9 protein-coding genes are annotated in these 13,719 nt (G+C 35.5%); 3 read left to right on the top strand and 6 right to left on the bottom strand.

Annotated elements, in window-relative coordinates; translation table 11 throughout:
* Positions 1-4: 4 nt before the first annotated feature.
* The 3 genes from F3J23_RS12065 to F3J23_RS12055 form a co-directional block, all read right to left on the bottom strand.
* Positions 5-2,959, bottom strand: coding sequence for a discoidin domain-containing protein (locus tag F3J23_RS12065; protein WP_167028948.1), 2,955 nt, complete (start codon positions 2,957-2,959; stop codon positions 5-7).
* Positions 2,960-2,973: 14 nt separating this feature from the next.
* The gene (locus F3J23_RS12060; protein ID WP_167028945.1) at positions 2,974-3,348 is read right to left on the bottom strand and encodes a helix-turn-helix domain-containing protein; all 375 of its coding nucleotides are present in this window, start codon (positions 3,346-3,348) and stop codon (positions 2,974-2,976) included.
* Between the two features lie 105 nt (positions 3,349-3,453).
* Positions 3,454-3,876, bottom strand: coding sequence for a helix-turn-helix domain-containing protein (locus tag F3J23_RS12055; RefSeq protein ID WP_194303852.1), 423 nt, complete (start codon positions 3,874-3,876; stop codon positions 3,454-3,456).
* A 624-nt stretch (positions 3,877-4,500) separates the two neighbouring features.
* Here F3J23_RS12055 and F3J23_RS12050 point away from each other — a divergent pair.
* The gene (locus F3J23_RS12050; RefSeq protein WP_167028942.1) at positions 4,501-5,289 is read left to right on the top strand and encodes a hypothetical protein; all 789 of its coding nucleotides are present in this window, start codon (positions 4,501-4,503) and stop codon (positions 5,287-5,289) included.
* 132 nt (positions 5,290-5,421) lie between these two features.
* On the opposite strand, the gene F3J23_RS12045 is transcribed toward F3J23_RS12050, so the two are convergent.
* The 3 genes from F3J23_RS12045 to F3J23_RS12035 are packed head-to-tail and all read right to left on the bottom strand — an operon-like array spanning position 5,422 to position 7,997.
* Positions 5,422-6,192 (bottom strand): leucine-rich repeat domain-containing protein, encoded by a 771-nt coding sequence (locus F3J23_RS12045; protein ID WP_167028939.1) that lies wholly within the window; start codon positions 6,190-6,192, stop codon positions 5,422-5,424.
* A gap of 30 nt (positions 6,193-6,222) precedes the next feature.
* On the bottom strand, positions 6,223-6,849 hold the full coding sequence (locus tag F3J23_RS12040; RefSeq protein WP_167028936.1) for a hypothetical protein: 627 nt from the start codon (positions 6,847-6,849) through the stop codon (positions 6,223-6,225).
* Positions 6,850-6,887: 38 nt separating this feature from the next.
* On the bottom strand, positions 6,888-7,997 hold the full coding sequence (locus tag F3J23_RS12035) for a serine hydrolase domain-containing protein (protein WP_167028933.1): 1,110 nt from the start codon (positions 7,995-7,997) through the stop codon (positions 6,888-6,890).
* A 603-nt stretch (positions 7,998-8,600) separates the two neighbouring features.
* On the opposite strand from F3J23_RS12035, the gene F3J23_RS12030 reads away from it, so the two are divergent.
* Positions 8,601-10,208 (top strand): T9SS type A sorting domain-containing protein, encoded by a 1,608-nt coding sequence (locus F3J23_RS12030; protein WP_167028930.1) that lies wholly within the window; start codon positions 8,601-8,603, stop codon positions 10,206-10,208.
* Positions 10,209-10,212: 4 nt separating this feature from the next.
* Positions 10,213-13,719 carry a DUF5977 domain-containing protein gene (locus F3J23_RS12025; RefSeq protein WP_167028927.1) on the top strand — a complete coding sequence of 1,169 codons (3,507 nt, stop codon included), beginning with the start codon at positions 10,213-10,215 and terminating at the stop codon, positions 13,717-13,719.

Here is a 13,719-nt window from a genome sequence, read left to right as displayed (position 1 = left end):
ACTATTAAGGGCAGGTTTGTGTGTTAAAGCATTTCCATCCTGCTGCAGTTCCATCTGTGTTGATATACAGACAGTCTAAAGTAATATTGTAGACCATCATTCCTTCTGCCAGATTGGCTGCCGGAATTGCATTAATCTGTGCAGTGGTAAGCCTGTTCGGTACAAACCCTTTAGTTTTGGCTTCAAGTGCTATCCATCCGCCTTTTCTTACTCCAGGCCAGCTTCCTGTATTTTCTCCTGCTCTTCCTAAAGCAGTAATACCATACAGAGTAGGTAAAATAGTTCCTGCAGTAACAGCTGATTTATAACATGCCAGAAGGCAAGTGGCAATAGCTGCATTAATTGCATTAGCATAGGTGTAAGTTCCATTATAGGTAGCTGATGAAGTATCGTTATTCTCTATCATGTTGTAGAATCCGTTTGCTCCGTAATCGGCTGGGGTATTGTTTCCTACGGTAGCATTCGGAGATAATGTTGCAGATGGATTATTTAATGTTCCGGGACTGACAGTTCCTCCGTTGGCTGTGATATAAGCAACAACACCGGCTTCAAAAGCATCTGAACAGCCGTCATTGTCACTGTCATTGTCCAGGTAATTAGGAATACCATCTCCATCCGTATCACATGCACTTGTAGATGCTCCGGCTACAGCTACTCTGTCAATTACAAAGTCATCAGCAACTCCTCCGGATACTGAAGGATAAAATAATAGATCATAATTTCCTGATAATGCCGGAACAAAGCTTCCACTGAAGTTTTTATAGCTTGGGTTATTTGAAGTTCCGGGCAATGTATTCATTATCCCCATTTCTAATATTTTTTCAGGTTTTTGAGTATCTGCATTGTAGAGCATTACAATATATTTATTAGTACTACCTGAACCGCCACGAAGCCCCAGATCAAAAGTATAATTATAAGTTGCTCCAGCTACCAGAGGAGCAGATAGTTTATTAACCACCGGTCTTTGGGGGTCTTGTTCCTGCAATATATATTGGAGACCTGTTGCGGTGTTAACTCCATCATTCTGATCAAAAAGACCTCCGGTAAGTTGTGAATTAACCTGATTACCACCTCCGATACCATAATTATATACCCCTCCGGTATTTGTAATAGGCATTACAGTAGGAGTAAATGGTTCTACAATAGGAAGTGCTGTCGCTGAGAATCCCATATACCAATTAGGAAGATTGGCTGCTGTTGTTGAAAATCCTCCGTTGGTAGCCATATTACCAAATATTCCGGGGCATTCTACCTTATCGAGAACCCCATCATTATCATCATCTAAATCAAGATAATCTGGTATTCCGTCATTATCTGTATCAGTACAGGTGTTTATAAATGAATTAATGGCATAAGAGGTGTATGTGGAAGTGTAATCCGTCATTCCGTTAAGATCAGGGTCTACACTATCATTAAGCCCGTCATTATTAGTGTCTGCAGCTGCCGGATTAAGCTGGCTGTTAGCAGGGTTTGCAATTCCATAGCTTCCTCCCACGTTGTTTGTTGCAGATGGAGTGAATATATCGGTTAATGGGCTTACTCCCGCTTCTTTTAAATCAGGACATCCGTCTCCGTCACTATCCAAATCCAGTTGATTAGGGACTCCATCTCCGTCTGTATCAGCGCCTGTACAGCCTGATTTTGGATACATGGAAGGAATATATGTTGAAGTATTAAAATCAAAATACACTTCAGATGCATTCTGTGCCGCAATATTACTTGCTGCGACTCCCGTAATTCTGATATACTTGAAAGCAGTAGTTGTATTAAGTGTGACCGGGTATTTAATAGAAGTGGTTACACTTACAGCTCCATTTGCCGTAGTATTGGTTCCTGCAGTTTGTACAATGGCAGCAGAGAGATCTACCCAATCTGTACCATTATTGGTATTAGAACCTTGGATTTTTGTGGTTCCTGCAAATTGTGTTGCTGTGTTAAACTGTAAGTATAAAGCATCCAGCCTTACAGGATAAGCAAAATCAAATAAGTAGACATTTGCATTTTGGATCGGTTGAGCCGGCGTATTTGAAAAAGTAACAGCATTCACGTTATTAACCCCATCTGTTAATTGATCGAAGAAGCCATTAGTGGTAGTTAACGAAGAACTTATTGTTACTACACTTTGCGGCTTAGCTCCTGTATTCCATTCGTTGGCGGTAAAGTAGCAAGCCGGGCTCTCAACTGCATCTACAATTCCATCATTATCATCATCAATATCTACATAATCATCAATTCCATCACCATCAGTATCCGGCCATATCAAATGGGTATAAGAAACATCATCCACAAAAAAATCATCTGTTCCCGCTGTTCCATTGGGACCGCTTGCGGTTCCATTATTACGCTGGATTAAGACAATACCTGAATTAGGTAGCAGATCAGTATCTACTGTTACGTCAACCGTTGAATAAGCCCCGGTGGCAAAGCTGCGGGCTGCAAAATTGTTATTTACCGCTAGCTTTTGCACGATAGCCGGATTGATTTCCGTTACGTTAACGGTTGGTGAATTGGTGGTGGCCGTTACGGGATTAAAAACAGAAAACAGTTTTATAAATCCTGATGGTCCTTCCAGCCAAAAACTAATTTTTCCCCATGATGTATTCACCGGAACTCCATTAGCATTAACAGGGGATATTTTCACCGAAAAGGTGGCGTACTTGTGGGTTGTTGAGGTTTTAAAAGGAACATTAGCCTGGGTAAGATTGAGGCCTTCTGCCCCATCAAAAAATGCAACGGCTCCACCATTCACTGCAAACCAGTTAAAACTTGTAGCAGGATCGGTTCCTGTTCCATTGGTGGTCCAGTTGTTTAAATTTCCGCCTGTAGTGGTATCAGTACCAAAGTTTCCATTTAAAATTGCATTGCTACTCGTCGTTTGAGCATGTAATGAGGAGCAAAGTGAAAGAACAATTAAAACTATAGAATAAACTATAGGAGGGGGGTAATACTTTTTTTTCATAAAATTGATTTAATTTAAAGGGAAGAATTGTTTATATGAATATCATTTTTGTTATAAACTTTTATAAGGAGAAATCTTTTTTTCCAGCTGGTTACCGTATTTCTGCTTAAACCATAGTGTGCGGCCAATTGCGTGTTATTTAATTCATGGATTTTCTGGTAGGTTAAAATCTGTAAAATGGTATCCTGAGTATAAGACCTAAGTCTTTTATCTTTGAGATCCATATGGGATTTTCGCTTTTTAAAAAGTATATTTTCTATCTGAAGAACATCAAATTCTGATAAACAGGCTTTTGTGAGAATTGTTTCACAGTCTTTCTTTTTATCCGGAAATTTTATTCTTAACATATCTTCATATATTTTCTTATAGGCAGGTTTAGATGATTTCATATTATAATTTTGTTGGTTGTTAGTATGTTGGTGTAATCTTATTCAATACCTACTAGTGCATTTAAAGATATAATTGGTCTTATTTTATCTGAATTATAATTGAGTCTAATATTTTTCAAGCCATCTATACAATGTTGTTCTTGGAATATTGTATTCTTCAATAATTTCTTTTATACTTTTTTCTTCTGTTTGTATTAATTCAATAATGAACTTGATCATCTCGGATGTGTACAAACTCTTTCTAAAACTCGGCAGTATATTATTCTCTTTTATATGATTTTCAGCAATATTCTTTTGTGGAGAATAGAAGATAAGATGCTGTGAGTACAATCTGAAGAAATCATATTTGAGCAATTTGGACCATTTTAAAAGAAGATCTGCGGAAAGGTCACTTTGTTCATACATTTTGATCACTTCCTGCTCTTCACATTTCAAAAAATTGCAAATCCGAACCATTTCTATACCACTGCTTTCTACCTGCATGTTAATAAGGTGCCCGATATTGATTTCTTTTAGATTTATTTTCATCAAAAAAATTCGTTGTTAAAAAGTAGTTTTACTTTCGTTTGATCTCCTCCCAAATAAATGTTGAGTTGTTGATTAAAACTATTTATATTTTAAGATAAGACAATAGAAAGTATTGTTAATTATCATTAATTAAATGTATTTTTTTTGAAAAAAAATGTTAATTGTAATATTTTAATTATTTGATTTTCATGTGCTTATTTTTTTTAAGGTATTAATTGTTGTTTTGTAAAATAAAATTCAAAGAAATGTGAAAATCAATAAAATTAATATTGTTTTATGTAGATTTTTAAGTAGAAAATATGTATTTCGGATATCTTTCTTACGAGAGAATCTCCTAAATCTTTGATGTAGATGTCTCTATTTTTATGCTTCAGAACTAATTTTAAATTCAAATTTTCAGAGTTACATTTATTCAATTTTTGTCTACACTTAATTGTTAATCAATTACACTTATCAATTATTACTATGACTCTGAATAGGAATTAAATTAATATTGTTCTACATCAAGTATATGAATGATGAAACTACATGTTAAATTGGTATTGATGGTATTTACTTTTATACATTGTTGTGATATTCCTATTGATATTTAAAAAGAAAATTAACAACCCAAAAAATAATAACATGAAAAATCTAAAATTGCTTTTTTTAATCCCATTATTTGTAGTAGGTTCCTGTAATACAGATAATAATAGCGAGTCATTAAGACAGACAGAGAATCATTTAACGGTCCAAAACTCCCAAAAACTATCCAGTAAGATTACAAACCCTCATGAACAATTGGGAATATTACATAATGAGTTTTTAACAACAATGTATAATTCTAATGTAGAATCTGTAGATGTGGTGAAGGCTTCAGCTAAATCATTTTTCAAATCAAAAGGATACAATACAGATCTGATTACAAACTCAGCTTTAAATACTATCGTTGCTACTTCTTTAGCAGCTCCTTTTACAGCCGATGGTTTGGATGCATTATCCGTTAAATATAATTTTTCTGATGCTTATAAGGCTGAACTATATAAATTAGTAGTATTCTTTAATCAGAATTCCTATGCTTCAGTAGATGAAATTGAAAATGGGCTTATTAATATTGAAGAAGAATATATGAATGCAGCGGTGTCTAGTCAGGAAAAGCAGAATTTACTCGGGATTATTGTAATAGCAAGATATAGTACCCATTATTGGATCAATAGATTTCCCAATGACAGGCCTTCATTTGTGGCAAAAGGGAAATGGTTTGCAAGGATTTTCGGAGGTATTATTGGAGATGTTGTAGGAGCAGCCGTTGGAGGTGCCATTGGAGGTGCTGTTGGAGGGCCTGTTGGAGCAGCAATTGGTATTGGGTTAGGTGCAGCAGCGGTTTCAGGAGCAGTTCAGATAGAGATAACAAAAGATGAAAATGCTTCTTAGATCATCTTATGATCGTACATTAGTTATTTATAATTCAGATAGAAAATTTATAGAGGATGGTATTTGCTTGTAATGTACCCATATTCCTATCTAATAAGAGGCTGTCTCAAAGGGAGGCAGCCTCTTTTATGATCACCACTTGCATTCTTTAAGGCTGATAAGCCCGCAGGTATTGAGCTGGTTTAGATAATTGGTACGCGATATTGCTTCACAATTAAGGGTTTCGAGTGAAGCAAGCCCTGTTACATTTATTTTTCTCAGAGGATTATCTATAAGCTTTACTGTTATAAGTTTTGCAAAATGCCGGAGGTCAATTTCTTCAATCAGATTGTCGCTAAGCCATAATTCTTTAAGTTCTGGTAACTCATTAGCCTTAAATTGAGTAAGCTGGTTGCGGAAAAGCAATACTTCTTCCAGCTTAGGCTTATTACTCAGATCAATACTGCGCAGCTTATTAATAGCTAATACAATTTTGGTTAATGCCGTAAGGCCTGTTAAATCAATAGAAGCCAGCTTATTATTATACAAAACAAGGGCTTGCAGTCCGGTACATCCTTTCAATTTTGCCTCTGTAAGCTCATTATTGAATCCATGAACTATTTTAAGGTGCTGCATGCCTTCAAGATCCACTGTTTTGAGCTTATTATCATTAAATCCTAGCTCTTCAAGGTTGATGAAGTTTTTAATTCCCACCAATGAAGTAATATCAGAATTAGCAACTGACAAGGACTTAATTTGAGCTACTTCAGATTTCTGAATTTTACCATCTTTATTGGTATCAAAGCCTTGCTCAATCAAGACATTTTTAAAGTTCTCATCTGGAAATGATAGGGTTTGAGCCCGTGAATAGCCCATATGCAAAAAGGATAACAACGCTGTTAAAATGATAGGTAAGAGCTTCATATATTTATGTTTACAATTAACGATTATTATTTATCTTGCTATGTCTATTGTAGCTGTTTTGTTGCTTCCTGCTACCTCAACAAATTCACCGATCTCTTTTTCATAAGCTGTTGCATCATATCTGGTCTCAGTAGGAAGGTAGCTTGTACCCATTGCTACTCCCAGCATATTATAGCCGGCTACCTGTACAGGGCCTGATTGTACTTCATTGCGTCTTACTTTCTCCCAGGTAACCCAACTTACAATATAGTATTTGCCCGGTTTTAAATTTATAAATTCAAAATTCCCCCTATTGTCAATAGTTTTTGTCTCTATCCTTGCCATAGCCGCTTCTTTTGCCATGGCTGCCATCTTTCTTTTACTGTTGTATTTTTTCTTAAGCTCCAGATATTCTAAAAGATGTGGAGTTACAGGATAGAGCAGGACTTGATCCTGATAACCGGGATAATTAACATAACCTCTTTTTTTTAACGAAATGCGGCCCTGGATACTATTGGTCCCCTCTTCAAGCATTTTGTAAGCTTCCTCTTTATTAAAAGAAGATGCGGGCAAAATAAGCTCTGTCTTGCTCTGTGCTTTTATAGCAAAGGAAAAGACAAATAAAAAGAATAAAATAGAACAAGAATGCTGGGGTATAAATGGATTGATTCTTTGCATGGTTTATTATTTAGATATGATGTTTGACAGATTATGCTTTAAATGTTGAGTCTGTCGATGATACGATTAGACAATTCGTTCAGTTTGCTCTGAGAATCTGCCGTTACCACATTGGTTACAATAAAAATTCCAGTTTTCTGATTAGGATAAAGTGCAATCCATGAAGAGTGGCCAAACGTGCTGCCATTATGGTACAGCATTTTCTTTTGCTTGTTGTATTCATATGTATTCCAGGCATAAGCCCTTCCGTACTGCATATCCCCGGTAAGTAAACTCATGGTTTGTTTTACTACAGGATCATTGCTTTCCATATACATTTTAATGTAACTAAGCATAGAAGATGTTGAAGATTTCATGCCTCCCGAATAATCATAGAACCCATTGATTATTGGTGTTGGCATTCCTTCACTATTTTTGCCAATGGACAGATTGGTATTTTTTTGCTGAATCAGTTCTAAAAAAGTCTGCTTTTCGCCGGAACGGGAAAATACATACTTTTGGAGCAGGTCCATATGCTTCATATGATAGATGTTCTCTAATATATAACCGACCAGTTCTGTGCCTACGCCCGAGTAATGATAGTTTTTACCTGAAGTATCAACAAGCTGCACGGTTTTTAATGCCTCGAAAAAGTCTTTTCGATTATAATTCTTAAAGCAGGTGATCTGTTTAGCAACGCTTTGGTTAAGATGACTACAATTCATAGTTAGAGGGAGTCCAGAGGTGTGGGTAATTAAATGCCGAAAAGTAATTGGCTGACCGTCTGCCAAAACGAGATTAGGATATTTGTTATCCAGGTAGTTTCTCACATCATCATCCAGGTTGATTTTATGGTCGTAGACTGCTTGGGAGAGCAGTAGTCCGGTATAGGTTTTGGTAAGCGAACCTATTTCGTATATAGTGCTGTTATTGGGCTTCTTTCCGTTGCTAAGCCTGCCATAGTGAAATTGATAGACTTTGCCCTTTAGGTAAATGACACCTGAAACAGCCTTATAATCTGAAAGCTTCATCAGTTTTGCCGTTTCCTCAGCAATAATTTTTTCTACTGTATCCTGGGGAGAATCTTTCCTTCCCATTGCGTGAAAAGGTATGGTAGTAGATCCGATAATGATGCATGCTATTAAAAATAACTGAATTAATTTTTTCATGGATTTGAGAGATTAAGAAATTTTTGGTTGAATCTTTTATGAAGAGGAATCTTTTCTGTTTTTTCACAGAATTGACCGGCTTCATGAGATGTTCGGCTATGGATTTTTTTCCGCCTGCTACGGGTTGCTTTGTGGCTTAGCTCTTTTGTAAGGTCAATATTCATATGCATAATTAATTTGATTGTGTAAATATATAAAAAAATAAAGTCAACTATATAGTTGACTTTATTTTTTTGAAAATTATTTTTATGATTTTATTTGTGGGTAATTTAAAGTTAACACTGATTGTATCTATCCATAGGAATCTCAATAGTATCGGTTGTTGGAAAATTTACCTTAAGAATAATTAATGATGATAGAGCAGGAATGATACGCATAGTAAAAAATGAAAATAATTTTTATACACTTTTGGCAGATGAAGTTGCAAATTTTACCTTTCACCTGCTCTTGTTTTTAAGACAGGTTACCTATTGTACAGGAGAGAATTCTTTTGTCTCAAAATGATATGATAAAACTCATGTTTATTAATATTGTTTAATATTTCCCTAGCTAAAGAAAAATATTAACTTCGGAAAAATTTTTTTTCAAAAAAACTAATAACTTATGAAAAAGCTTTACAGCAGTGCATTTCTGATATGCACCTGCCTCATGTTATCTGCCCAGGAAGTGGTCTGGCAAAAAGATATCAAATCCTCTACCCAGGATTTCCTTTCACAGGTTATCACTACTATCGATCAGCAGTATCTTATCACCGGAAGCGCCATACAATCAGGAAGAGGGAAGCAGGAGGCTGGAACTAAACCAAACAACGGTTACGATTTCCACCTGGTAAAACTCAACCAGCAGGGAGACCAGGCCTGGGAAAAATATTTCTCAGGATCTAACCATGATTACCTGTCAGCCACCGTTACCACTCAGGATGGCGGATTTCTATTAGCCGGAACCTCTTACTCCGGAAAAGGATTAGATAAAAAAGAAGAATCCAAAGGCGGTTCCGATATCTGGCTGATCCGAATCAATGAATTTGGCGATGAATTATGGCAGAAAACATTAGGCACCCCTTCCGATGAAGAAGCCAGAGCTGTTATTCAAACCACGGATTTAGGATTTTTTGTAGCCGGTAATGTACAAAACGCTTCAAAAGGCTATGGATCCAAAGATGTCTGGATCACAAGACTCGACAAAAACGGAAAAGAGCTGTCCCAATTAATTTTAGGCGGAAAAGGGTTGGATGAAGTCGAAAAGATGATTCCTACAAAAGATGGCGGAGCCTTAGTGGGAGTTTATTCCAGAAGCTCTGAGGTGAAGGTGGGAAGCGGGGAGCAGGATGCTGGAAGCAGTGCAAAGCTTGTCTCTCATTCCAAATCCAGCAGCAATTTCGGGGAAGGTGATTACTGGATCATCAAACTAGATAAAAATGGAAAAGTAGAATGGGAAAAGAACTTCGGGGGCAAAGGAGATGATCATCTAAGAACACTGGCATTAACTTCAACAGGTTACCTTGTTGGAGGAGAATCCAGATCCGAAAGATCCGGCAATAAAACAGTAGGCATTGAAGAAGGCACAGACCTTTGGCTGATTTCCTTAAACGAAAGAGGAGAAGAGCAGTGGCAGAAATCCTACAACTTCAAGAACCGAGACGTCCTGATGGGAATGAATGTGATCAGCGGGGAGCTGGAAGATGGAAGCAGGAAGTCAAAAGGCATTCTGTTGGGAGGTTATACCCAGGCAGAAGGAAGAATAGAGAAAGATGATGAAACTTTCTGGATGCTGTATTTAGATCAAAACGGAAACGAACAGTGGAGAAAACACATCGCCGGAGAATCAAGAAAAAAAGAAGAAAGACTTTCCGATTTAAAGCTAAATAAAGACGGTTCCATCATTTTAGCAGGAACGAGTGCAGAAGAGTTAGGCAAAGAAAACTGGAAGATTGTGAAGCTTGGAGATAAACAAGTAGATCAGTTGATTGAGAAATATGATATCAAGATCTACCCGAACCCTGTATCCGATTATGCGTATGTAGAAATCGGTTTTGATTTCAAAGATGCAGATATTCTGCTGTATGATATGAGTGGAAGACAGATCCAGAATCTGAAAACAAAGAATAAGGTGACTAAGATTAATACCCAGTCGCTCATTCAGGGAGCTTATTTAATTACGATAAAAACAGATACGAATAAAACGGCAAATGCTAAACTGATTAAGAAATAGAAAAATGAAGAAAAATAAAGTTATGATCCTATTATTAGGATTAAGCCTGAACACCAATATAATTGCACAGGATAGGCCTTCGGAAAGCCAACTTCTTATTGATAAAGTTTCAACAAATAATGATTTATATAAGGGACTTTTAAATGTAAATATCCCTCTATTTGAAATATCTCTCGGAAATCTTAAATTAAAGAATGAGATAACCAATAGCTTTTCGGGATTTGACCCTAAATCTGACGAGAGTATTTACGGGCTAAACTGGTACGGAAATTTATTTGGCCAGATAACAAGAGAGGTAAAAGGAAATTATCTTCTAACCAATTATTTTATTGCAGATGAAAATAATTACAATTATGGTATTCATGCCGGAACCGAACAGGAAAGGCAACAGGCAACAACAGATTGTATACTTCCAAAATCAAATATAATTAATGGATATACAAAAAAGCAATTACTGTTTAATCCTACAAACAACAACGTAACATCCGATTTTAATCCTGATAAGTTTTATTTTGATTTCTTTGGATACAGCGGATATTTTACTTTTGATAATAACAGAAACCCGATTGTTTACTGTGAAAATGCTAAACTAAAGGTACAGCTTGTTTACCCTGTTGTAAGTAATAATAGTGAGTCTATGTGTTACTCTACCAGAGGCCCAATAGCCAACTCTACCAATATTGTAAAAGAAATTATCATAAGTGATGACAAAGGAAATAAGTTTTATTTCGGAGGAACTAATAATGAACTCGAAATAAATTATTCGCAGTTTGATATTAGCGGCAAATATTATTTAGGTTCAAGTGAACGTAATTTTTTTAGTGGAACAAGGGCGAATTATATTATATCCTGGCAGTTGAAAAAAGTGGAAACTTACAATGGGGATACCATTATAGGGAAATATGAACAGCAGGGAGATTTAAGTATTTTTAATTCTTATTTTGAAAAAACATTAATCAATTCAAACAATACAAATATTGTCTTTCCAACAAGTTTTCCTTCGCAAGCTCAGCTGGATCAGGCTAATATCTATGTAACAAGAGCAAGATCTGTTGATTACAGAACTTTTGTTGTCACTCCATTTCCGGCAACAGCTAACATTAATAATTTTACCAAAAGGTCTATTCTGAAAGAGATAGAAGTAGTTGGGAAAAATTTAAAGATCAACTATAATTACTTTAAAGACAGTAATAACTTGTTACATCTAAGCAGCATTAATTTAAATAGCTATGGAAATAACAGAAGTTTTACATTTAATCAGGTTCCGTTAGGAGGGCAGAACTATAGGTATTTTTTAGAGTCAATTGAAGAGAATAATGGTGAGAAACATACTTTTGAATACAGTAAAACAGATGGATTGCCGGCTAAAAGTACCAATTATATAAATGGCTTCGGATATTGGACAGGAACCAATTCATTTAATAATAATGATAACCTGTATGATATAACATCCATAAAAAAAGTAATATATCCTACCAAAGGATTTACAAAATTCAATTACGAACCGGTAGATTATAATGTGATTTCAGAATATTCATCATCGTTGCAAAAAGATATTTTTACCAATATAAATCTTACAACAAAACCTCTTGTAAGATTGAAGAGTAAAATAGAAAGTGATGGGCCTAATCAGTACGAAACTTTTTATACCTATAAATTAAGCAATGGGAAATCATCAGGAATAATTAGATCCGGAGTAAAGAAAAATCCGGTGAGCTACAGCCAGGTGCAGGAGAAGAAAACAAATAAAGGGGTAACTGAATATTTTTTTGCTGACTATTACACCAATCCGGATAATCTGGGATTAAAAGACTTCTTTACAGCTGATTATTATAAATTAAAAGGAACTATAAGAGTAAATAAAGATAATGAAAGAGGGAAGGTATTAAATAAAAAAGTATTTGATTCGAACAATACACTTTTAAAAGAGAGTATTTATGAATATGAAAGTTTTCTGCGTCCGGAAAGTGAACTTTTAGATAATGTGGACCCGATTAATTGTACTACCTGTAAAATATCAGATCTCAATTATTATGTGTATACTGATATCGATAAGCCTTTCAGTTATAGCACTACTACGGGAGTCTCAATGTATGTTCCTATTATTCCTTACTTACTGAAGAAAGAAAAAGTGATTAATTATTTTGGAAATAAGCAGATTACAGAAGAAACGAATATTAAATACAAAGAATCCGGTAATCTTTGGCATACCTCTCCGGAACAGATTGAAACGATTACCGCTGAAGGAACAAATATTAAGAAAAACCTTTATGCCTATAATTTGTATAAACCAGGTTTTGCAGATAACGCCAATACTGTAGGAGAAGATTATACAACATATAACGCGATGCTGAATGCCAATATTATGCATCCTGTTATTGAAATTGAAAAAAATAAAGACAATAAATATTCATTAAAAGAAAATCAATTTTATACAGGATCGTTTGCCTACAAAAAAATCAGAAGCTCTAAGCTTAATTCAAGTGTAAACTTTACAAACTACAATATTCCGGTAGATGAGACAACTGAAAATATAAGATATGATTTATTGGATGATAAAGCCAATTATCTTCAGGCAACAGATAAAAAAGGGGTTCCGATAGTTATGATTTATGGCTATAATCAAACCTTACCTATCGTAAAGATTGAAGGTATAGCCTATCTTCAGTTAATGCAGCTTTTAAATCAGCCTCAAACTCCCACAGGATATTTAAACCTGGATATTGTAAATAAATCCAATGTGGATTTTGACAGTGGATCTGAGCAGGAATTAATAAATGCATTAGAATTATTTAAGAAAAATCCATCATTAAAAGGTTATCCTATCACTACTTACACCTATGATCCGCTAAGAGGAATGACAAGTATGTCCAAACCTACAGGAGGAAGAGAGTTTTATAAATTTGACAATTCGAACAGGTTGGAAAAGATATTAGACAAGGATAAAAACATCATTAAAGAGTTTAAATATAATTATGCTCCCCTTAAGTATTATAGTAGTATGAAAAGCCAGACTTTTTCAACTACAAACTGTGCTCCGGGAACCTTGCCTGTATCTGCGGAATATACCGTTCCGGAATTTAAATATTCATCTACAATCAGCCAGGCAGATGCGGATCAACAGGCACAGAATGAAATTAATCTGAATGGTCAGAATTATATAAATACCCATTATACCTGTACTCCATATGTCTGTTCAATTACACCTACTTATTTAGCAGATATTTATTATTCTTCATTTCAGGAAATTTCAACCAACCGCTTCCGTGCATATTTAAGTTTACCGCTTACCAATACCAGTGGTGGGGCTGCTCCTAACTGGTCTGATGGAGTAATGATCGGTACCCTTGGCTCATTATGCAGACCGGCTAATTACAAAAACATAAGTGTGACATCTGGCAACAGTTCATGGTCTGTAACAATCGAATCTTATGGGATGGTTACATTAAGATCTACCGGAGGAGGAGCATCAGGGCCTATCTCACTTACTTTTGAATATGATAAATACTAA

It is taken from the genome of Chryseobacterium sp. Tr-659 (assembly GCF_011752975.1).
GTDB lineage: Bacteria > Bacteroidota > Bacteroidia > Flavobacteriales > Weeksellaceae > Chryseobacterium.
Note: the sequence above shows the minus strand (reverse complement) of the source record. Positions and strands in the feature narration are given on the sequence as shown.

Bases quoted from the DNA above. Each gene is read 5' to 3' on its own strand.
- F3J23_RS12065 (WP_167028948.1), bottom strand. From the start codon at position 2,959: ATGAAAAAAAAGTATTACCCCCCTCCTATAGTTTATTCTATAGTTTTA.
- F3J23_RS12060 (WP_167028945.1), bottom strand. From the start codon at position 3,348: ATGAAATCATCTAAACCTGCCTATAAGAAAATATATGAAGATATGTTA.
- F3J23_RS12055 (WP_194303852.1), bottom strand. From the start codon at position 3,876: ATGAAAATAAATCTAAAAGAAATCAATATCGGGCACCTTATTAACATG.
- F3J23_RS12050 (WP_167028942.1), top strand. From the start codon at position 4,501: ATGAAAAATCTAAAATTGCTTTTTTTAATCCCATTATTTGTAGTAGGT.
- F3J23_RS12045 (WP_167028939.1), bottom strand. From the start codon at position 6,192: ATGAAGCTCTTACCTATCATTTTAACAGCGTTGTTATCCTTTTTGCAT.
- F3J23_RS12040 (WP_167028936.1), bottom strand. From the start codon at position 6,849: ATGCAAAGAATCAATCCATTTATACCCCAGCATTCTTGTTCTATTTTA.
- F3J23_RS12035 (WP_167028933.1), bottom strand. From the start codon at position 7,997: ATGAAAAAATTAATTCAGTTATTTTTAATAGCATGCATCATTATCGGA.
- F3J23_RS12030 (WP_167028930.1), top strand. From the start codon at position 8,601: ATGAAAAAGCTTTACAGCAGTGCATTTCTGATATGCACCTGCCTCATG.
- F3J23_RS12025 (WP_167028927.1), top strand. From the start codon at position 10,213: ATGAAGAAAAATAAAGTTATGATCCTATTATTAGGATTAAGCCTGAAC.